At 70.0% G+C, this 21,536-nt stretch carries 15 protein-coding genes; 5 read left to right on the top strand and 10 right to left on the bottom strand.

Going from position 1 to position 21,536, the window contains the following annotated elements:
- Positions 1 to 3: 3 nt before the first annotated feature.
- Genes F8R89_RS22855 through F8R89_RS22845 form a run of 3 tightly spaced genes read right to left on the bottom strand, consistent with a single transcriptional unit; the run spans position 4 to position 3,554 of the window.
- Complete coding sequence (locus F8R89_RS22855; protein WP_151785689.1) at positions 4 to 1,008, bottom strand: ABC transporter permease; 1,005 nt, start codon at positions 1,006 to 1,008, stop codon at positions 4 to 6.
- Complete coding sequence (locus F8R89_RS22850; RefSeq protein WP_151785688.1) at positions 1,001 to 1,924, bottom strand: ABC transporter permease; 924 nt, start codon at positions 1,922 to 1,924, stop codon at positions 1,001 to 1,003. The genes F8R89_RS22855 and F8R89_RS22850 overlap by 8 nt, the downstream gene beginning before the upstream one ends.
- A 7-nt stretch (positions 1,925 to 1,931) precedes the next feature.
- Complete coding sequence (locus F8R89_RS22845; RefSeq protein ID WP_151785687.1) at positions 1,932 to 3,554, bottom strand: peptide ABC transporter substrate-binding protein; 1,623 nt, start codon at positions 3,552 to 3,554, stop codon at positions 1,932 to 1,934.
- Between the two features lie 313 nt (positions 3,555 to 3,867).
- Here F8R89_RS22845 and F8R89_RS22840 point away from each other — a divergent pair, with 313 nt between their 5' ends.
- The 5 genes from F8R89_RS22840 to F8R89_RS22820 are packed head-to-tail and all read left to right on the top strand — an operon-like array spanning position 3,868 to position 9,630.
- The gene (locus F8R89_RS22840) at positions 3,868 to 5,691 is read left to right on the top strand and encodes an ABC transporter substrate-binding protein (RefSeq protein ID WP_151785686.1); all 1,824 of its coding nucleotides are present in this window, start codon (positions 3,868 to 3,870) and stop codon (positions 5,689 to 5,691) included.
- Between the two features lie 3 nt (positions 5,692 to 5,694).
- On the top strand, positions 5,695 to 6,747 hold the full coding sequence (locus F8R89_RS22835; RefSeq protein ID WP_151785685.1) for an ABC transporter permease: 1,053 nt from the start codon (positions 5,695 to 5,697) through the stop codon (positions 6,745 to 6,747).
- The gene (locus tag F8R89_RS22830; protein ID WP_151785684.1) at positions 6,744 to 7,685 is read left to right on the top strand and encodes an ABC transporter permease; all 942 of its coding nucleotides are present in this window, start codon (positions 6,744 to 6,746) and stop codon (positions 7,683 to 7,685) included. The genes F8R89_RS22835 and F8R89_RS22830 overlap by 4 nt, the downstream gene beginning before the upstream one ends.
- Positions 7,682 to 8,656 (top strand): ABC transporter ATP-binding protein, encoded by a 975-nt coding sequence (locus F8R89_RS22825; RefSeq protein ID WP_151785683.1) that lies wholly within the window; start codon positions 7,682 to 7,684, stop codon positions 8,654 to 8,656. The genes F8R89_RS22830 and F8R89_RS22825 overlap by 4 nt, the downstream gene beginning before the upstream one ends.
- Positions 8,653 to 9,630, top strand: a complete 978-nt coding sequence (locus F8R89_RS22820; RefSeq protein ID WP_151785682.1) for an ABC transporter ATP-binding protein — start codon at positions 8,653 to 8,655, stop codon at positions 9,628 to 9,630. The genes F8R89_RS22825 and F8R89_RS22820 overlap by 4 nt, the downstream gene beginning before the upstream one ends.
- Before the next feature lie 81 nt (positions 9,631 to 9,711).
- On the opposite strand, the gene F8R89_RS22815 is transcribed toward F8R89_RS22820, so the two are convergent.
- The 7 genes from F8R89_RS22815 to F8R89_RS22785 form a co-directional block, all read right to left on the bottom strand.
- A complete protein-coding gene (locus tag F8R89_RS22815) occupies positions 9,712 to 10,857 on the bottom strand; it encodes an ABC transporter ATP-binding protein (protein ID WP_151785681.1) in 1,146 nt (381 codons plus the stop codon).
- A gap of 27 nt (positions 10,858 to 10,884) precedes the next feature.
- A complete protein-coding gene (locus F8R89_RS22810; RefSeq protein WP_151785680.1) occupies positions 10,885 to 11,946 on the bottom strand; it encodes an ABC transporter ATP-binding protein in 1,062 nt (353 codons plus the stop codon).
- A 10-nt stretch (positions 11,947 to 11,956) separates the two neighbouring features.
- On the bottom strand, positions 11,957 to 12,934 hold the full coding sequence (locus F8R89_RS22805) for an ABC transporter permease (protein WP_151785679.1): 978 nt from the start codon (positions 12,932 to 12,934) through the stop codon (positions 11,957 to 11,959).
- A gap of 116 nt (positions 12,935 to 13,050) precedes the next feature.
- Positions 13,051 to 14,847, bottom strand: coding sequence for an ABC transporter substrate-binding protein (locus F8R89_RS22800; protein WP_151785678.1), 1,797 nt, complete (start codon positions 14,845 to 14,847; stop codon positions 13,051 to 13,053).
- 121 nt (positions 14,848 to 14,968) lie between these two features.
- On the bottom strand, positions 14,969 to 16,000 hold the full coding sequence (locus tag F8R89_RS22795; RefSeq protein WP_151785677.1) for an ABC transporter permease: 1,032 nt from the start codon (positions 15,998 to 16,000) through the stop codon (positions 14,969 to 14,971).
- 912 nt (positions 16,001 to 16,912) lie between these two features.
- On the bottom strand, positions 16,913 to 18,829 hold the full coding sequence (typA, locus tag F8R89_RS22790) for a translational GTPase TypA (protein WP_151785676.1): 1,917 nt from the start codon (positions 18,827 to 18,829) through the stop codon (positions 16,913 to 16,915).
- Between the two features lie 231 nt (positions 18,830 to 19,060).
- Positions 19,061 to 21,229, bottom strand: a complete 2,169-nt coding sequence (locus tag F8R89_RS22785; protein WP_151785675.1) for an ABC transporter family substrate-binding protein — start codon at positions 21,227 to 21,229, stop codon at positions 19,061 to 19,063.
- Between the last annotated feature and the right edge of the window lie 307 nt (positions 21,230 to 21,536).

The following is a 21,536-nucleotide window of genomic DNA, read 5'->3' as shown; positions in this document are numbered from 1 at the left end:
CCCTCACCTCAGCTTCGGGTCGAGGGCGTCGCGCACCGCGTCGCCCAGCATGATGAAGGCCAGGACGGTGACCGCGAGCGCCCCCGAGGGCCACAGCAGCGCGTGCGGGGCGGTGCGGATGTACGGGGAGGCGGCCGAGATGTCGATGCCCCAGGAGACGCTCGGCGGCTTCAGGCCGACCCCGAGGTAGGACAGGGTGGCCTCCAGGGCGATGTACGTGCCGAGCGCGATCGTCGCCACCACGATCACCGGGGCGACCGCGTTGGGCGCGATGTGCCGAAGCAGCAGCCGGGCCGGGGAGGCGCCGAGGGCGCGGGCCGCCTGCACGTAGTCGTTCTGCTGGACGGTGATGACCGAGCCGCGGGCGATCCGGGAGATCTGCGGCCAGCCGAGCAGCACGATGAACCCGACCACCGGCCACACCGAGTTGGCGGTCACCACCGACAGCAGGACCAGCCCGCCGAGCACGACCGGGATGGCGAAGAAGACGTCGGTGATCCGGGACAGCACGGCGTCCCACCAGCCGCCGAAGAACCCGGCGAGCGCGCCCAGCACCGAGCCGAGGAGGGCCACCCCGAGCGTGGCGCAGACACCGACGACCACGGACGTCCGGGCGCCGTACACGGTGCGGGTGTAGACGTCGCAGCCCTGGCCGTCGAAGCCGAAGGGGTGGCCGGGTCCGGAGCCCTGCTGGGCGCGGGCGAGGTCGCACTTCAGGGGGCTGCCGGAGGCGATCAGCGAGGGCCACACGGAGATCACGGCCAGGAAGAGGATGACCAGGGCCGAGACCAGGAAGACGGGGTTGCGGCGCAGGTCGCGCCAGGCGTCCGACCACAGGCTGCGGGGCCGGTCGGCGGCCTCGGCCGGGCCGGCCGCGGGCGGGGCGGGCTCCCCCGCTCCGTCGGGGGCGGCCGGCGGGCGCCGTACCGTCCCCGTCTCGGTCGCGCCCAGGTCCATCGCGCCGCCGCCGGCGATCACCCCCTCGGGCGGGAACGGCTGTTCAGGCATAGCGGATCCTCGGGTCGAGTACGGCGTACAGCAGGTCGACGACCAGGTTGCAGAGCAGGAAGACGAGGACGAGGACCGTCACGAAGCCGACGACCGTCTGGGTGTTCTGGCGCACGATGCCCTGGTAGAGCTGGTAGCCGACGCCGTGGATGTTGAAGATCCGCTCGGTGACGATCGCGCCGCCCATCAGGAAGCCGATGTCCGCGCCGACGAACGTGACGACGGGGATGAGGGAGTTGCGCAGCAGGTGCCGGGTGACGACCCGGCGCCGGGGCAGGCCCTTGGCGACGGCCGTGCGGACGTAGTCGGAGCGCCGGTTCTCCGCGATGGAGGTACGGGTCAGCCGGGTGACGTAGGCGAGGGACACCGAGGCGAGGACGAGGCCCGGCAGGAGCAGTTCCCCGAAGGGGGCCGCCGGGGACACCGACGGCCTGATCCAGCCCCACTCGACGCCGAGCCACAGCTGGAGCAGCAGGCCGGTGACGAACGTGGGGACGGAGATGACGACGAGGGTGAGCAGCAGCACGCCGGTGTCGACGGGACGGCCGCGGCGCAGACCGGTGAGGACGCCGAGGGTGACCCCGATGAGGATCTCGAAGCAGACCGCCACGACCGTCAGCCGGAGGGTGACGGGGAAGGCCGTGGACATCAGCTCGGTGACCTCCTGGCCGTTGAACGCGGTCCCGAAGTCCCCGGTGAACACGTTCCCCATGTAGGTCAGGTACTGCCGCCACACGGGCTGGTCGAGGCCGAACTCCTGGCGGAGCCGGGCGGCCGTCGCCGGGTCGCACTGGCGGTCGCCGCACAGGCCCGCGACGGGGTCGCCCATCACGTTCACCATGAGGAAGATCAGCAGGGTGGACCCGATGAACACCGGGACCATCTGCACCAGGCGCCGGACGACGTACCGTCCCATGGCGGGCTCAGCCGACCTTGATCTGTTCGTAGACGGGGACGCTGAACGGGTTGAGGGTCACGTCCGACAGGCGCGCGGACCAGCCTGCGCTGCCGTTCTGGTACCAGAGCGGGATGGCCGCCATCTCGTCGCGGACGACCTCCTCCGCCTGCTGGAACAGCTTCACGGCCGCGGCGGGGTCCGTCTCGGCGTTCGCCCGGTCCACGAGCCGGTCGAACTCCTTGCTGGACCACTTGCCGTCGTTGGAGGAGGCGTTGGTGTAGTAGAGCGGCTGGAGGAAGTTCTGGGGCAGCGGGTAGTCCATCTGCCAGCCCGCCCGGAACGGCCCGGCCAGCTTCTGGGTGGTGGACTTGCTGCGGAAGTCGGCGAAGGTGCCGATCGGGTTGCCGACGCACGCCTTGTCGTCGCCCAGCGCGTTGTTGATGGAGTTGCAGACGGCGTCCACCCACAGCTTGTGGGAACCGGTGTCCGCGTTGTACGTGATCCTGACCTGGCCGCCGGGCAGCCCGCCGCCCTCCTCGATCAGCTTCCGGGCGGCGGCGGCGTCGTACTCGCACCACTGCCCGCACAGCCCGGCCTTGTAGCCGCCCTCGGCGCCGAGCACGGGTGACGTCCAGTCGGTGGCCGGGGTGCGGGTGCCCTGGAAGATGGTCCGGGTGATCTGCTCGCGGTCGATGGCCCGGGACAGGCCCTTGCGGACCTTGTCCGCGCCGGGCCCGGTCCAGCGCTTGTCGTAGTGCGGGAAGGACAGGGTCTGGATGATGCCGGCCGGGGTGTTGAGGTAGCGGCCGTCGAGGTCGGCGCGGACGTTCTTCAGCTGCTGGGCGGGGACGTCGTCGACGAGGTCGAGGTTGCCGGCCATCAGGTCGGTGTAGGCCGTGTTGTTGTCGGTGTAGACCTTCAGGGTCACGCCGTCGTTGCGGGCCGCGTCGGGCCCGGCGTAGGCGTCCCACCGCACGAGCCGCATCTCCGAGCCCCGGGTGTAGTCCTGCACGGTGTACGGCCCGTTGCCGACGGGCCTGGCGAGCCAGCCGGCGTGGTCCTCGTAGAACGCGCGCGGCAGCGGGACGAACGCGTTGTAGCCGAGGGTGTCCGGGAACCCGGAGAACTTCTGGCTGAGCGTGACGGTGAAGGTCCGCTCGTCGACGACCTTCAGTCCGGACATGGTCTTCGCGCGCTGCTTCCCCTGCTCGGGGTGGACCTGGTCGTAGCCCTCGATGTAGCTGAAGAAGTACGCGTTCTTCTGGTTGTTCTCCAGGCTCGCCCCGTAGTTCCAGGCGTCCACGAACGACTTGGCGGTGACCTTCTCGCCGTCGCTGAACGTCCAGCCGTCCTTCAGGGTGACCGTGTAGTGCCGCGAGTCGGACGTCTCGATGCGCTCGGCGACCATGTTCTTCGCCTCGCCGGTCTTCGGGTCGTACTGCTTCAGACCCCGGAAGATCATGGACAGCACCTTGCCGCCCTGCACCTCGTTGGTGTTGGCCGGCTCCAGCGGGTTCTGCGGGTCCGTCCAGGAGGAGCTGAGCACCGCGCCGCCCTCCCCGGCGTCGGCGCCGCCTCCGCAGGCGGTCGTCGCGAGCGCAACGGCCATCGCGCCCGCGGCCCATCTGGCGTAGTTGGCTGCGCGCATCGGGTGCCTCCTCCTGACCGCGGCGCCCGGTCGACGCCCTGCCCTGCCAGCCACTATCGGCAGCCGCGCGGGCGGCGCGCATGCGCACGGAGTCCATCCGGGGAGGGGGTTGGCCCGTTCGGCCGCATGATCCCCGCCAGGGCGTCAGGCCGCCACCAGGGACTCTTCAGCGGTCTGGACCAGTGGCTGTCTCAATCTCATCACTTCGTTGTTTCCGCAGGCCACATGGGGTTTCATGCGCCATTGACGTGCGCATGAACGCGCTGACAGTCCAACTGGTCGTCCCTCTGCAAGCGATGACGCGAGGTCACACATGACTACTTCCGAGCAGCACGGCAGAGCGCGGCGGCGACTGGCCGCCGCCACCGGAGCCGCCGCCCTGGTCCTGACGGCCGGGCTGGTGCCGCAGCAGGCGGCCGCCGCTGACGACGGCAAGGTCCTCACCGTCGCAGTCGCACAGAGCGTCGACTCACTGAGCCCGTTCCTCGCCCAGCGGCTCCTGAGCACCAGCATCCACCGGCTGACGTACGAGTACCTCACCAACTACGACCCCGAGGACGCCCGCGCCGTCCCCGCCCTCGCCACCAAGTGGACGTCGTCGCCGGACAAGCTGACCTGGACCTACACGATCCGCTCCGACTCCGAGTGGTCGGACGGGAAGCACGCCACGGCCGAGGACGCGGCGTGGACGTTCAACACGATGATGACCGACCAGGGCGCGGCCACCGCCAACGGCAGCTTCGTCGCCAACTTCCGCAAGGTGACCGCCCCGAGCCCCACCAAGCTGGTCATCGAGCTGAAGAAGCCGCAGGCCACGATGACGGCGCTGGACGTCCCGATCGTGCCGAAGCACGTCTGGGAGAAGGTCGACGACTACTCCGAGTTCAACAACGACAAGAACTTCCCCATCGTCGGAAACGGGCCATTCATCCTCACCGACTACAAGCCCGACAGCTATGTGCGGCTGAAGGCCAACAAGGACTTCTGGCGCGGGGCGCCCAAGTTCGACGAGCTGGTCTTCCGCTACTACAAGGACCAGGACGCGGCGGTGGCCGCCCTGCGCAAGGGCGAGGTCTCCTTCGTCTCCGGATCGCCGGCCCTCACGCCCGCCCAGGCGTCCTCGCTCAAGAGCGAGAAGAACATCAAGGTGAACGACGCCCCCGGCCGCCGCTTCTACGCGCTGGCCGTCAACCCGGGCGCCCGGGCGAAGAACGGCGACACGTTCGGCGACGGCGACCCGTCCCTGAAGGACGAGCGGGTACGGCACGCGCTGTTCATGGCCGTCGACCGCAAGACCGTCGTCGACAAGGTGTTCCAGGGCTACGCCGTGCAGGGCGAGGGATACATACCGCCGCGCTTCGGCTCGTACTTCTGGAAGCCGTCCGGCGGCCAGGAACTCGCCTACGACCCCGCGAAGGCCGCCCAGCTCCTCGACGAGGCCGGATACAAGAAGAACGGTGACGGCAAGCGCGTCGGCAAGGACGGCAAGCCGCTCGACTACCGGGTGCTGTGCCACGCGACCGACCCCAACGACAAGGCGATCGGGCAGTACCTCCAGGAGTGGTGGGGCGAGCTCGGCATCGGCGTCTCCCTGAACTGCGTGGACAACGTCACCGACCCCTGGCTGGCCGGCCAGTACGACCTGGCCTTCGACGGCTGGTCCGTCAACCCCGACCCCGACTTCGTGATGTCCATCCACACCTGCGGGGCCCTTCCCGCCACCCCGAAGGACACGGGCGCCACCGACAACTTCATCTGCGACAAGCAGTACGACGAGCTGTACGCGAAGCAGCTCGCCGAGTACGACCCGGCCAAGCGGGCCGACCTGGTCAAGCAGATGCAGTCCCGGCTGTACGACCTCGGCTACATGAACGTCATGGCCTACCCGAACGCCGTCGAGGCCTACCGCACCGACCAGATCGCCTCGATCACCACGATGCCCAAGAAGGCGGGCAACATCTACGGGCAGGACGGCTACTGGAGCTGGTGGTCGGCCACCCCGGCGGACACCGGTGACTCCGGCGGCTCGGGCTCGACGGGGGTCGTCGTCGGCATCGTCGCCGGTGTCGTGGTCCTCGCCGGCGCGGGCGCCTTCCTCGCGCTGCGGCGGCGGTCCACCGCAGAGGACCGCGAGTAGCCCATGACCGCCGAAGCACCCCTCACCGCGGCCGTGCAGGCCGCCGCGCCCGCGGTCCCCGGACCGCGGGCGCGCACCACCACGCGCTATCTGCGCTACGGCGCCGGCAAGGTCGCCGGCGCCGCCGTCTCCCTGTTCGCCGTGCTCGTCACCGGGTTCTTCCTGTTCCGGCTGATCCCCGGCGACCCGGTGAAGACCATGACCGGCGGCCGTCCGGTGTCGGCCGAGCAACTGGCGGCCTACCGGCGCGAGTTCGGGCTCGACCTGCCGCTGTGGCAGCAGTTCACGGAGTACTGTGGCAAGGCGCTCACCGGCGATCTCGGGACGTCGTACCAGTTCCACACGCCCGTCACCGACAAGATCGCCGAGGCGCTGCCCAACACGCTGATCCTCACCGGCACCGCGTTCGTCCTCTACACCCTGCTCGGCATCGTGCTGGGCACCCGCTCGGCCTGGCGGCACGGCGGGCTCGGCGACCGGCTGAACACCGGCCTCGCGCTGACCCTGTACTCCGTGCCGTCGTTCTGGCTGGGCCTGCTGCTGATCATCGTGTTCTCGGTCGGCATCGGCCCGATCCCGGGTCTGTTCCCGACCGGCGGCATGGAGTCCGGCGGCGAGGAGGGCTTCGCCCACGTCCTCGACGTCGCCCACCACCTGGTCCTGCCCGTCGTCACGCTGGTCGCGGTCGAGTACGGCCAGACCCTGCTGGTCGCGCGGTCCGCGCTGCTGGACGAGATGGGCGGCGACTATCTGACGACGGCCCGCGCCAAGGGGCTCCGCGACGACCAGGTGCGCCGCCGGCACGCCGTGCCGAACGCGCTGCTGCCGACCGTCACCCTCGTCTTCGTCAACCTGGGCCGGACGGTCGCCGGCGTCATCCTGGTCGAGACGGTGTTCTCCTGGCCGGGGCTCGGCGGACTGTTCTACCAGGGGCTGAGCGTCCCCGACCTGCCGCTGGTGCAGGGCCTGTTCCTCTTCTTCGCCGGGACGGTGATCGTCATGAACACCCTGGCCGACCTCGTGTACCCGCTGCTCGACCCCCGGGTGGGCCGATGACGGCCGGGACCGGGGAGCCCGTGAAGCGGGGTGCCGAGCCCAAGGCGCCGAGCGCGCGGACGCTCGCCCGGCGCCGGCGCCGCGCGTCCGCCGCCCGCTTCTGGCGGGAGTACCGCAACCACCGCGCCGGACTGGTGGGGCTGGCCGCGCTCGCCCTGTTCGCGCTGGCCGCCCTGACCGCGCCGCTCACCGTCGGCTCCGACGTGTCCAGCGTGACCGGGGCGCCCGGACAGCCGCTGGAGACGCCGAGCGGGGAGTTCTGGCTGGGCACCGACCGGTTCGGTCGGGACCTGCTCGGCCTGGTGGTGTGGGGGTCGCGGGTGTCGCTGCTGGTGGGGCTCCTCGCCGCCGCGCTGTCCGTGGCGATCGGCACCCTCGTCGGCATCACCGCGGGCCATTTCAAGGGCGCGTACGCCACCGTGGTCATGCGGATCACCGACTGGTTCCTGGTGATGCCGACCCTGGTCCTCGCCATCGCGCTGGCCACCGTGATGTCCCGCTCGCTGGGTACGGTCGTCCTGGCGATCGGCGTCACGTCCTGGCCGACGACGGCCCGGCTGGTGCGGGCGCAGACCCTCGCCGTGGAGGCCCGGCCGTACATCGAGCGGGCCCGGGCGCTGGGCGGCGGGCACCGGCACATCATGGTCCGGCACGTCCTGCCCAACGTGATGCCGCTGGTCCTCGCCCAGACCACGCTGATGATCTCCTCCTCCATCCTCGCCGAGGCGACGCTCGCCTTCCTCGGGCTGGGCGACCCGACCGTCGTGTCCTGGGGCGGGCTGCTCCAGGACGCCCGGGAGGCCGGCTCGGTCTCCTCCGGGAACTGGTCGTACCTGGTGCCGCCCGGCCTCGCCATCGCGGGCGTCGCGCTGGCGTTCACGCTGTGCGGGCGCGCGGTGGAGTCCGTCCTCAACCCCAGGCTGGGGGTGGCCCGTTGACACTCCTCGAGGTCCGGAACCTGGAGGTGACCTACCCGGGCGGCGCGGCCGCCGTACGGGGGGTCGACCTGAGTCTGGAGGCCGGGCAGAAGCTCGGCATCGCCGGGGAGTCGGGGTGCGGCAAGTCCACGCTCGCGCTCGCCCTGCTGCGGCTGCTGCCGCCCGGCACCCGGGTCGGCGGCGAGGTCCTGCTGGACGGCGAGGACGTCCTCACCATGCGGTGGGGCCGGGTGCGGGCGGTGCGCTGGGCCGGGGCGTCCATCGTCTTCCAGGGCGCCATGCACTCCCTGAACGCCGTGCACCGCGTCGGCGACCAGATCGCCGAGCCGATCCTGCTGCACCGCCGGGCCACCCCGGCCGCCGCCCGCCGGCGCACCGGGGAACTCCTGGAGCAGGTGGGGCTCCCGGCGGCGCGCGCGTCGGCGTATCCGCACGAACTGTCCGGCGGGCAGCGTCAGCGCGTCATGATCGCCATGGCGCTGGCCTGCGACCCGCGCCTGGTCGTCGCCGACGAACCGACGACCGCGCTGGACGTGATGATCCAGGCGCAGATCCTGCGCCTCATCGAACGGCTCGTCGCCGAGCAGGAGCTCGGGCTCGTCGCGATCAGCCACGACCTCGCCGTCCTCGCCGAGACCTGCGACCGGATGGCGGTGATGTACGCGGGCCGGGTGGTCGAGGAGGGACCGGCGCGCACGGTGTACGAGCACGCCGATCACCCCTACGCGCGGGCGCTGTCGGAGGCGTTCCCGAGGATCGGCGACCCCGCCTCCCGGTTCGCCCCGCGCGGCCTGCCGGGCGACCCGCCCGACCCGTCGGCGCTGCCCTCCGGGTGCGCCTTCCACCCCCGCTGCCCGGTCGCGCTGGACTCCTGCGCGGCGGACGACCCGGCGCTGCGCGTGTCGGGCGCTGGACGGCGGGCGGCGTGTGTGCACGTGGGCGCGGCCCAGGACGCGAGGAGCGGAACATGAGCCTGCTGAGCGCGCGGGACCTGCACGTCACCTTCCCCGGCCGGCACGGCGGCCCGCCCGCCCGCGCGGTGGACGGCGTCGAACTGGACATCGGGGCCGGGGAGATCGTCGCGCTGGTCGGCGAGTCCGGCTGCGGCAAGACGACCCTGGCCCGCGCCCTGCTCGGGCTCGTCCGGCCGACGCGGGGGCGGGTCGTCTTCGACGGGGAGGAGGTACGGCCCGACGCGCGCGCCCTGAAGGCGTACCGGCGCCGCGTGCAGTTGGTCCTCCAGGACCCGACGGGCTCCCTGAACCCCCGGCACACCGTGTACGAGGCCGTGGCGGAGGGCCTGCGCATCCACGGGCACACCGGCGACGAGCGCGAGGCGGTGGCCGAGGCGCTGTCCCGGGCCGGACTGCGGCCGCCCGAGCGGTTCTTCCTGCGCTACCCGCACGAGCTGTCCGGCGGACAGCGCCAGCGCGTGGTGATCGCCGGGGCGCTGGTCCTCGCGCCCGAACTCCTCGTCGCCGACGAGCCGGTGGCCTCCCTGGACGCCTCGGTCCGCGGCGAGATCCTGGCGCTGCTGCTGCGGCTGCGCGCCGAACTCGGGCTGTCCGCGCTGGTGGTGACGCACGACCTGGGGCTGGCGTGGAACATCGCGGACCGGGTGGCGGTGATGTACCTGGGCCGGATCGTGGAGACCGGGGACGTCGAGCAGGTCCTGACGGCACCCCGGCACCCGTACACGCGGGCCCTGCTGTCGGTCCTGCCCGAGGCGCCGGGCACGCCCGTGATCCTCAGCGGCGAACCGCCGGACCCGTCACGGGTACCGGGCGGCTGCCGCTTCCACGCCCGCTGCCCGGTCCTGGCGAGCGGCGAGGCGGAGCGGGCCGGGGTGGCGGACGCCTGCCGCACCGAGGACCCGGAGATCCTCGACGGCGGCGCGCACGCCCAGGCGGCCTGCCACTGGGCGCGGGCGGCCACGCCCACCTGATCCGGCACGCACCAGGACCGGGGTGCGAGCGCCTGCCGCGGCGCTCACACCCCGGTCCTCGTGCGTCGGCGGGGGACGGTGTCAGCTCTTGGAGACCGGCCCGTCGGTGTCGGAGACGCCCTCCAGGGCCTTCAGGCCGGCGTCCATGACGACGTCCTCGCCCCGGTCCGCGATGGTGGGGTCCTCCGGGTAGTGGCACGCGGTCAGGTGACCGGGCTTGCTGCCCTCGATGCGCAGCAGCGGCGGCTCCTCCGTGGCGCACTTCTCCGTCGCCTTCCAGCACCGGGTGCGGAACCGGCAGCCGGACGGCGGCTCGATCGGCGAGGGCACGTCACCGGCGAGGCGGATGCGCTCCCGCTTCGTGGCGTCGATGTCCGCGTCCGGGACGGCCGACAGCAGCGCGTGCGTGTACGGGTGCCGCGGGCCGTTGTAGATCGAGTCACGGTCGGCGATCTCGACGATCTTGCCGAGGTACATGACCGCGACGCGCTCCGAGAAGTGCCGGACGATCGCCAGGTCGTGGGCGATGAAGACGAACGCGATGCCCATCTCCCGCTGCACTTCCTGCAGCAGGTTGACCACCTGGGCCTGGATCGACACGTCGAGGGCCGAGACCGGCTCGTCGGCGATGATCAGCTTCGGCTGGAGGGCGATGGCGCGCGCGACGCCGATGCGCTGGCGCTGACCGCCGGAGAACTCGTGCGGGAAGCGGTTGTAGTGCTCCGGGTTGAGACCGACGATCTCCAGGAGCTCACGGACGCGCTTCTCACGGCCGCCGGGAGGGTTGATCCCGTTGATCTCCATCGGGCCGGAGATGATCGTGCCGACCGTCTGCCGCGGGTTCAGCGACGCGTACGGGTCCTGGAAGATCATCTGGATCTCGGACCGGACCGGCGCCAGCTTGCGGCGGTCGGCCCGGCTGATGTCCTGGCCCTTGTACTCGATGGTGCCCGCGGTCGGCTCGTAGAGCCGGGTCAGCAGCCGGCCGGTGGTCGACTTGCCGCAGCCGGACTCACCGACGAGGCCCAGGCTCTCGCCCGGGTAGACCTCGAAGTCCAGGCCGTCGACGGCCTTGACGTGGCCGACGGTCCGCCGGATCGGGAAGCCGCCCTTGATCGGGAAGTGCTTGGTCAGTCCGCTGACCTTCATCAGCGGCGCCTCGTCGCTGCCCCGCTGCTGCGGGACGGCGTCGACGACCGCCGTGCTCGTGTTTTCGTTGTCGCTCATGGTGATGCCCCAGTCGCCGGTTTCCGCTCAGCCCAGCCGGGGCTGAATCGTGTCGATGAAGACCTGCTGCCGCTGCTCCCCCGTCAGGTGGCAGGCGGCGGCGCGCCCCGGGGCGAGCGTCGGACGCTCCCCCGAGCACAGTCCGCCCTGCACCTTGTCGGTGTGCGCGCACCGCGGGTGGAACGGGCAGCCCGACGGCGGGTTCAGCAGGGACGGCGGCGAGCCGGGGATCGGCATCAGCGGCTCGTCGACGCTCCCGGACAGCCTCGGCATCGAGCCGAGCAGACCCCAGGTGTACGGGTGCTGAGGCGTCTTCAGCACCTCACGCACCGTGCCGCGCTCCACGGCCCGGCCGGCGTACATCACGAGGATGTCGTCCGCCATGTTGGCGACCACGCCGAGGTCGTGGGTGATCATGATGATCGCGGAGCCGAACTCCTGCTGCAGGTCCTTCAGCAGGTCGAGGATCTGGGCCTGCACGGTCACGTCGAGCGCGGTGGTCGGCTCGTCGGCGATCAGCAGGTCCGGGTCGCAGGCCAGCGCCATGGCGATCATCGCGCGCTGGCGCATACCGCCGGAGAACTGGTGCGGGTAGTCGTCCACGCGCTGCTGCGGGTGCGGGATGCCGACCTTCTCGAGCAGGTCGATGGCGCGGACGCGGGCGTCCCGCTTGGAGGCGCCGGTGTGCTTCATGAACGGCTCACCGATCTGCCGGCCCACCGTGTAGTAGGGCGACAGGGCGGTCAGCGCGTCCTGGAAGATCATCGCCATCTTCTTGCCGCGCAGCGTCTCCAGCTGCTTCTCGCTGGCGTCGGTCAGTTCCTGGCCGTCCAGCGTGATCGAGCCGTCGATCGTCGTCGTCTTGCGGTTGTGCAGGCCGAGGACGGCGAGGTTGGTCACGGACTTGCCGGAACCCGACTCGCCCACGATCCCGAGGGTCTTGCCGCGCTCCAGGTCGAAGGAGAGCCCGTCCACCGCCTTGACGATGCCGTCCTCGGTGGAGAAGTGGACCTTGAGGTCGCGCACCGAGAGAAAGGCGTCCCCCGAGGCGGGAGCAGCGGCCTCTTCGGGCTTGGTCTGAGTGGTCACGGTGGTTCTCCTAGGACAGGCGCACGCGCGGGTCGATGACGGCGTACAGGGCGTCCACGATCAGGTTGAAGACGATGATGAGCGCGGCGCTGACCAGCATGACGCCCATCAGCATCGGCAGGTCCTTGTTGATGACGGAGTTCAGCGCCAGCCGGCCGAGGCCCGCGAGGCCGAAGGTCAGCTCGGTCACCATGCCGCCCGAGAGCAGCGAGGACAGGTCGATGCCGAGGATGGTGACGATCGGGATGAGGGAGCCGCGCCACGCGTACCGGAAGAACGTGTAGTTGGCCGACATGCCCTTGGCACGCGCGGCTCTGACGTGTTCCTCCTGGAGCTGCTCGATCATCGAGGAGCGGCTCATACGGGTGTAGTTGGCGGTGAAGATGGTCGCCATCACGACCCAGGGGATCAGCAGGCCCATGAACCAGCCGCCGATGTCCTCGGAGAAGGGCACGTACTTCGGCTTGTCGAGCCAGCCGGTGGTGTAGACGAGCGCGAGCAGGACCAGCGGGCCGAGGAAGTAGATCTGAAGGGAGCTCACGACCAGCGAGCCGGAGCTGAACACCTTGTCGATCCAGGTGCCGCGGTTCTTGGCGGCGAGCAGACCGGCGCCGAGGCCGAGGATCAGGAAGACCAGGAGGCTTCCGACAGTCAGGGAGAGCGTCAGCGGGAAGCGGTCGACGATCGTGTCCCAGACGTTCTGGTTGTTGGCGAAGGAGACGCCGAAGCAGGGGGCGGCACAGTGGCCGACGGCGAAGTCACGGCCGGCGAAGATGCCGACGAGGAACGTCCAGTACTGGACGGTGACCGGCTTGTCGAGGCCGAGGTTCTTGTGAATGATCGCCAGCGCGTCCGGAGTGCAGTTCTTTCCACAGGCCAGAGTGGCCGGGTCCTGCGGGATGGCGAAGAACATGAAGAACGTGAACGCACTGATCAACAGCAGAATCAGCGCCGCGCCGAATGTCCGGCGGATGAGGAATTGAAGCATGGCAGGCAGCTGCTCTCAGGACGGCGGCAATCGGAGGGGGGTCTGGCAGGGGGGGGTGGGGGACGGATGGTGGGCGCTCCGCCGCGCGCCCACCACCGTCACCCCGACCTAGCGGGTTACTTCTTCAGGAAGACGCGGGTGACGTCCACGTAGCTCGAGTCCGAGCTGTAGCGGATGCCGCCGATGTTCGAACCGAAGATCTGGAAGACCTTGGTGTAGTAGATCGGCGCGGCCGGGTTGACTTCCTTGGAGATGTACTCGTTCAGCTCGGCCCAGGCCTTGGTGGCCTCGGTCGTGTCGGTGATCTTCGCGATCCGCTCGATCTCCGAGTTGACCTTCGGGTCGTTGATGTGCGAGTAGTTCGACGCACCGTCCTGGATCTGCTTGCCGTCGTACAGCGGCGGGAAGACGGTGGACGCCGACGGCCAGTCCTGACCCCAACCGGTCATGTACAGGTCGTAGCCGTTCTTGACCTTGCCGACCTGCTCGTACCAGGTGGAGGAGTCGATCTCCTTCTTCTGGATGTCGAGACCGATCTTGCCCAGGGCGTCGGCGATCAGCACGGCCTGCTGCTGGCGGACCGGGGTGTTGCCGTAGGCGTAGACGAGCTTCTTGCCCTCGAAGCCGCCCTCCTTGATGAGCTTCTTGGCGGCCTCGATGTCACCGTTCGGCTTGCCCTTGCGGTTGAACGGGTCGAACGCCTCGTCGTAGCCCGGGGTGGTGGGCGACATCAGGGAGTTGGCGACCTCGCCGCCGTAGGCGCCACCGTCGGCCTTGAAGACCGAGGCGGAGGGCAGCGCGAGGGTGATGGCGTCGCGCAGCTTCTTGTCCTTGACGCGGTCAAGGTTGAAGTTGAGCTGCCACACGTACGGCGCGTAGCCCTGGATGGTGCGCTTCATCGCGGCCTTGTTGCCCACGACCTGCTGCAGCTGCGTGGTGGCGACCTGGCCGGTGAACATCATGGCGTTCTTGGCCTCGCCCTGGTCGGCCAGGAGCGTCTTGGTCTGGTCCTCGTCATCGTGGTTCATGCTGATGTCGAAGCCGTCGACGTACTGGTGACGGACCGAGTCGGACTTGGGGTCCCACTTGTCGTTCTTGACCAGCTTCATGGACTTGCCGGGCTTGAACTCGGAGATCTTGTACGGGCCCAGGGCGACCGGGTCGTTGTCGTACTTCTCCTTGGTGTCCGTCTCCTCGGGCACGACGCTGTAACCGGGCATGGTCAGCATCTGCGGGAGGTCGACCTGCGCTTCCTTGAAGTGGAAGACGATGGTCTTGTCGTCCGGGGTGTCCAGGACGGTCTTGGGCAGGTGCTTGCCCTTGTCCGGACCCGCGTACGCCTTGCGGTAGGTGGTGCCGGCACCCGAGAGCGCCTGCTGCAGGTAGGTCGGACCGTCCGTGATGTAGGACGCGTACAGGCGCTCGATCGTGTGGCGGATGTCCGCCGAGTTGATCGGGTTGCCGTTCTCGTCCTTGAGGTCGTCCTTGAGCGTGTAGGTCCAGGTCTTGCCGCCGTCCGAGACCTTGCCCGCGTCGGTGGCGAGGTCGCCCACGACGGTCAGGTTGCCCTGGTCGTCCTCGTCGTACTGGGTCAGGCCGCGGTAGATCAGGCGGCTGAGCAGCTTGCCGTCGGAGACGTAGATCTGGCCCGGGTCCAGGTGGGAGAAGTCGCCCTCCTGGTACACGGTCGCGACGCCGCCGGGCTTGGCGCCCGGGACCTCGGGAGCCGGACCGGTCGACGCCTTCGCGTCACCGATCACCACGGGCTTGGACTGCGCCTTGGCATCGTCCTTGGTCTTGCTGTTGTCCTTGCTGGAGCTACCGCCGCCCCCGCCGCAGGCGGTGAGGGTCAGGGCGCCCGCGGCGACCGCGACTATGGCGGCCGAAGCGGCGCGGTTACGGAAGATGCTCATGGAGACGATCCACCTGCCTGTGAGTAGTGAGCACTGCTGGTACCGGGCCGGTCGGTGCCGTACGGCACCGGGGCCGGCCGAGCGGAGTGTGGGGGGAGGGTGGGAGATGGCCCGGGGAGGGTCAGCGTCCCGTCTTGGGGTCGAAGGCGTCCCGTACGGAGTCGCCCAGGAGGTTGAACGCCACGACGAAGATCACCATGGCGATGCCGGGGAAGAGCATGTAGTACGGGTCCTGCTCGATGGTGCGTGCACCGATGGCGAACATCCGGCCCCAGTCAGGGGTGGGTTCGACGTACCCGACGCCCACGAAGGACAGGAACGCGATGCTGAGGATGGTGCTGGGCAGCGTCAGGGTCGCCTGCACCAGCGTGGGGGTCACGATGTTGGGCAGAAGCTCCTTGCGGATGATCCGCCAGGGCGAGGCACCGGAGATCCGGGCGGCCTCGATGAACTCCCGGTCGCGCAGCGACAGCGTGGCGCCCCGGACGATGCGCGCCAGGCTCATCCAGCCCAGGAAGGACAGGACGATGATGATCGCGGCCGACCGGACGTAGGTGGGCGTCTCCTCGTCGGGGGCGACGAACACCGTGGTGATGACCGGCATCGCCGCGACGAAGAACAGCTGGCTGGGCAGCGCCATGAAGAAGTCGGTGACCCGGCCGAGCCAGTAGTCGATGCGGCCGCCGAAGAAACCGCCGGCGAGGCCGATCAGCACACCCAGGATGGTCATGATCAGCGTCGCGGCGAGGGCCGTGGCCAGCGAGGTCCGGATGCCGTAGACCAGCTGCATGAACACGTCGCGGCCCAGGACCGGCTCGATGCCGAACCAGAAGTCGCCGTCGATACCGCCGGCGGGCTTCGCGGGCATCGTGAACATGTCCAGGAGGTCGGGGTTCTCCTGGCCGTACAGCGTGTACGGGTCCTTGCCGTAGACCATCGAGATCAGCGGCGCGATCGCGGCGATCAAGAAGAAGAACAGGACGACGAAAGCGGACACCACGCCGGTCTTGTCGCGCTTGAACCGCGCCCACATCAACTGGCTGGGGCTGCGCCCCGCGAGCTTCTTCGGCTCCTCGGCCTTGCCCGGTGACGCGCTCTCTTTGTCCAAGGCGGAGGAGGCTTCGACACCCTCAAGCTCGATTGGACTCGTCATGATTCGTCCATTTCACAGGTTGGAGGTCACCGGGGAGGAACACTGACCCGGCGGCCGTCGCACGGCGTACGTATCCGCAGCGCGCGAGGGGGGAACAACGACGGAGGGGCGTCGGCCGCCCCTGGGGGAACCCTGGCTCGCGACCGGCTGGGGGCCGGCCAACGGAACGAGTCGTCAAGGAAGTTCGCGACGCCGCGTCGCGAACGCAACCACCGTGACGGCACTGAGCGCACCCGCGGGGCCTACACCTGCCATCGGGGACGACGCGACCCATATGGCGCTTGTGGCACCTCGCATGGGTTCCTCCTCATGAATCCGCTGGTTCACCGCAAAGAGAGGCACATGACACCTTCCGGTCCCGTTCCGGTGCCGAAAGTCGTCAGGTGCCCCCCGCGCTCGCGAGTCGGCGCAGTCAGCGCGTGACCCGTTCAGACGAGCTCTACGCGCCTAACTATCTGCCATCGGCCACACGACGAACCACAGTCTCGAGGTCTCGGTTCGATCACAGATAGGGGCCAGGCCTTCCAAAATCCGGACAAAGGGTTTGGCGAGAGATCACTACGAAACGGACTTGTTACACATCTATCGGAGCGGGCCGTCCGTATAGCGGACGGCCGTCTCGAAAATGAGTTGCCGCTCACCCGCCGAAAAGGGAGGGTGCCCGCGGGGCGCTGTGTCGCCCGCCACACGCCGGCCGGGACAGCCGTACCGTGCGTGACCGGATCCGCGGGTTACCGGCAGTCGCACCGCCTCCGCTTGCGGGCAGGATAGTGCGACCTGTCCCGTTCTCCGGCACCTCACAACGGATTCAAGGGTTTTCCCTATGCCGTTCACGTGGGCCCCTCACCGGCCCCGGACGCACGACGGCACCGGACACCCCGGGCAGGGTGTCCGGTGCCGTCAGAGCGTGCGTCAGCCGTGCTTGGCGCGGCTCGCGGCGCGGGCGCGCTCGCGGGCGTCCAGGTTCACCTTGCGGATGCGGACGGCCTCCGGGGTCACCTCGACGCACTCGTCGTCGCGGCAGAACTCCAGGGACTGCTCCAGCGACAGCTTGCGCGGCGGGACGATCGACTCGGCCACGTCGGCCGTGGACGACCGCATGTTGGTGAGCTTCTTCTCCTTGGTGATGTTGACGTCCATGTCGTCGGCGCGGGAGTTCTCGCCGACGATCATGCCTTCGTACACCTCGGTGCCGGGCTCGACGAAGAGCACGCCGCGCTCCTGGAGGTTCGTCATCGCGAACGCGGTGACGGCGCCGGAGCGGTCGGCGACCAGGGAGCCGTTGTTGCGGGTCGTCAGCGTGCCGAACCAGGGCTCGTGGCCCTCGTGGATCGAGTGGGCGATGCCCGTGCCGCGGGTCTGCGTCAGGAACTCGGTACGGAAGCCGATGAGACCGCGGGAGGGCACGACGAACTCCAGGCGCACCCAGCCGGAGCCGTGGTTGGACATGTTGTCCATCCGGCCCTTGCGGACACCCATCAGCTGCGTGACGGCACCCATGTGCTCCTCGGGCACGTCGATCGTCATGCGCTCGACGGGCTCGTAGGTCTTGCCCTCGACCTCCTTGGTGACCACCTGCGGCTTGCCGATGGTCAGCTCGAAGCCCTCGCGGCGCATCTGCTCGACCAGGATGGCCAGCGCCAGCTCACCGCGGCCCTGCACCTCCCAGGCGTCGGGGCGCTCGGTGTCCAGGACGCGGAGGCTGACGTTGCCGATCAGCTCGCGGTCCAGGCGGTCCTTGACCTGGCGGGCGGTGACCTTGCGGTCCTTGACGGCCGCCTTGGCGTCGGCGCCCTTGCCGGTGCCGCCGCGGCCGACCAGCGGGGAGGTGTTGGTGCCGATGACCATGGAGATCGCGGGCTCGTCGACCGTGATGAGCGGCAGCGGCACCGGGTTCTCGGGGTCGGCCAGCGTCTCGCCGATCATGATGTCCGGGATGCCGGCGACCGCGCAGATGTCACCCGGGCCCGCCTTCTCGGCCGGCTTGCGGGTGAGCGCCTCGGTCATCATCAGCTCGGAGATGCGCACGTTGGTGACGGAGCCGTCGCGCTTCATCCACGCGACGGTCTGCCCCTTCTTCAGCTCGCCCTGGTGGACGCGCAGCAGCGCGATACGGCCGAGGAAGTTGTCGGCGTCCAGGTTGGTGACGTGCGCCTGGAGGGGGGCTTCCTCGTCGTAGGTCGGGGCCGGGATGTGCTGGAGGATCGTCGAGAAGAACGGCTCCAGGCTGGTGGAGTCCTCCGGGACGGTGCCGTCGGCCGGCTTGGTCAGCGAGGCGATGCCGTCACGGCCGCAGGCGTAGACGATCGGGAACTCGATCTGCTCCTCGTCCGCGTCCAGGTCCAGGAAGAGGTCGTAGGTCTCGTTGACGACCTCGTCGATCCGGGCGTCCGGGCGGTCCGTCTTGTTGATGCAGAGGATGATCGGCAGCCGGGCGTGGAGGGCCTTGCGCAGCACGAAGCGGGTCTGCGGGAGCGGGCCCTCGGAGGCGTCGACGAGCAGCACCACACCGTCGACCATCGACAGACCGCGCTCGACCTCGCCACCGAAGTCGGCGTGGCCGGGGGTGTCGATGATGTTGATCGTGATGGGGTCCCCGCCGTCCTTGGGGTGGTACTTCACCGCCGTGTTCTTGGCGAGGATCGTGATGCCCTTCTCACGCTCCAGGTCGTTCGAGTCCATCATGCGGTCGTCGACCGAGTCGAGCTGGTGGGCGGCGAAGGCACCGGCCTGCTTCAGCATGCCGTCGACGATGGTGGTCTTGCCGTGGTCGACGTGGGCGACGATGGCGACGTTGCGGATGTCGTGACGTGTTGCGGTCACAGCCATGTTGCGGCGTACTCCCGGAGTGTGAGGACGGCCCTGCTGCGTACGTCTGTGTTACGCGGGCCCTGCCGGGCGGAACATGCCACGGCCTCACCCCATGGTACGGGGCCGCGGCGGCCGGGGCTTGGCGGGATGTGACCGCGCAGGTCAGCACCCCTTTGGGCAACGCGAAGGGCGCCGCTGGGGCCCGATCGGCCCGTGCGGCGCCCTGGAGCGGCCTTCCGAGTGCCCGCGCTACGAGGCGGAGGGGGCCGGCTGCCCCTTCGCGCCCTTCTTCAGGAAGCCCATGTCCTCGAAGACCGGGGCGCCGAACCCGAAGGCGCCCGCGTTGGCGAGGTCCGTGCGCGCGGCCGTCAGCTGGGGCCGCTGGTAGAGGGGGATCGAGCCGGCCGCGGCCCAGATGCGGGAGTCGGCCTTGCGGATCAGGGACCGGGACTCGGACTCGTTCAGCGTGCCGACCGCCTGCTCGAAGAGCTGGTCGACCTGGTCGGTGCCGACGCGCGTGTAGTTCTGCTCGACGTTCAGCGAGCCGTCGGCGGCCGGGACCGGCTTGGCGTAGATGGGACGGGCGTCGGTCGCCGGGAAGGCGGAGCCGGGCCAGGAGTAGAGGGCGAGGTCGTACTGGCCGGACGCGATGTGGTCCTTGAAGTAGCTCTCGTCCGAGACCTTGGTGATCTCGGTGCGGATGCCGACCCGCTTCAGCATGAGGCCGATCCGGTCCGCCACCGTGCGCAGGGTCCCCGACCCCTCGCCGTCCGGCACGACGAAGCGCAGCGTCAGCGCCTTGCCGTCCTTGGCGAGCTGGCGGCTCGCGGCGCCCGCGGGAGCGGCCGTGCCCTGCGGGGCGTACGCCCCGGGCGCACCGCCGGGCAGCTGCTTGGCGCCGTACTGCTTGCCGTCCTGGGCGAGGTGGCGGGAGTCCTGGCCGTCGGCGCTCTTGCCGTCCTCGCCGACGATGTAGGTGTCGTCGTCGGACTTCTTGGCCTTCTTCGACTCGCCGTCCTTCTCGTCCTTCCCGTCCTTCTCCCCCGAGTCCTTGTCCTTCCCCTTGTCCTTCTCCTTCTTGTCGGACTCGGCGCCGGCGGCCTTCTCGCCCTTCTTCGTCTCCTTCACGGGTCCGCCCGGCACCCAGCCGGCGTCCACGAGGAGCGCCTGCGCCTCGGCGGTGTCCTGGCCGCCGATCGCCCCGCTGTTGTCGGCGTAGGCGGCCTGCCCGGCCAGTGCGAGGTGGCTGCCGACCGGCTCGGCGGGCAGCCCGAGCGGCCGCAGGACCGTCTCGGCCAGCTTCTCCCGGTCCAGGGCGCGGGCCACGGCCCGGCGCACCCGCTCGTCGGCGAGCGGTCCGTCGCCGCCGCCGTTGAGGGCGAGCTGGGTGTAGGAGGGCTCGAGCGACTTGCGGACCTCGAAGCCGTGGAAGCGCTCCTTGTCCTTGCGCTGCGCGGGCGTCAGCTTCTTCAGGTCCGGGCCCATCAGCGGGGTGCCGGAGGCGCTGGCCGAGGGGCCCTGGGGGCGGGGGGCGGCGACCGCGATACGGCGGGCCGCGGCCGGGTCGACGTCCGCCAGGTCGAGGCGTCCCGCGGCGAGTTCGGCGGCCCGCTCGTCGCGGGGGACGGCCCGCAGCACGATCTCGGAGAGCTTGGCCGGTCTGCCCCACCAGCGCGGGTTGCGGGTCAGGCGGATCTCGTCGCCCTTGTGGTCGATCTTCCGGACGGTGAACGGTCCCGCGCTGACCTTGAGCTTGGTCCGCGCCCCGTCGTTGAAGGAGTCCGGCGTGCCCATGACCTCCTTCGGGTACAGCGGCGAGAACAGCGACCGCCAGTCCGCGTAGGGGCGGGCGAAGGTGACCCGTACCTCCAGGTCGTTGTCGCCGCGCTCGATCTTCTGGATGCGGTCGTAACCGGCGTTGCGGGCGGTCCAGTAGGCGCTGTCCTTGCCGGACAGGGCCCGCCACTGGGCGGCGAAGTCGGCGGCGCCGATCTCCCGGCCGTCGCTCCAGACGGCCTGCTGGTTCAGCTTGTACAGCACGACCTGCTTGGGCTCGGTCTCCACGACCTCGGCGGACTCCAGGTACGACTCGTTGCGCTCGGGGCGCCCGCTCTCGTCGAGCCGGTACATCGAGGGCAGCGTGGCCTGGGCGATCCGGGAGGTGGTGGCGTCGGCGTCCGACTGGAAGGTGTTCAGCGTCTCCGGCACGGAGTCGACCGCCCAGCGCAGGGTGCCGCCGTCGGCGATCCGCGCCCGGGCGGCCGGGGCGATGTCCTGGCCGGCCAGCGGCTTGCCCGCCGGGTCCGGGTCGCTGCAGCCGGCGAGCACCGGCAGCGCCAGCACCCCCGCGGTGAGGAAGGCGGCCGAGCGCATGACCGCGCCGCGGCCGGGCCTGGTTCCGACGCCGTCGTGGGACATCTGCGTACCTCCGGGGAGCGGCTCCCGCCGGTGACTGTTAGTGCGTTCTGATCACATTTGGCGGTATTTTGGTGCTGATCAGATCTACGGCACCCCACTGAAGAGGAAAGGGTTCGCCAGGCGCAGACGACACGGCGCCGGGGGCGCGCAAGGCCACCCGTGCGGAGCACAGCGCCCCGCACACTCCTTCGATCCCCCGGCGCACACAGAGCGCGTGCGAGCGCGCGCCGATGGCGCGCAATCCGCCAATCGCTGCACACGCCTTCACAGGGACAGGTGTGACGCGCAACACTCGCAGGCGCATGAA

This window comes from Streptomyces sp. SS1-1 (genome assembly GCF_008973465.1).
Classification (GTDB): Bacteria; Actinomycetota; Actinomycetes; order Streptomycetales; family Streptomycetaceae; genus Streptomyces.
This window is presented reverse-complemented; position numbering and strand designations above follow the sequence as displayed.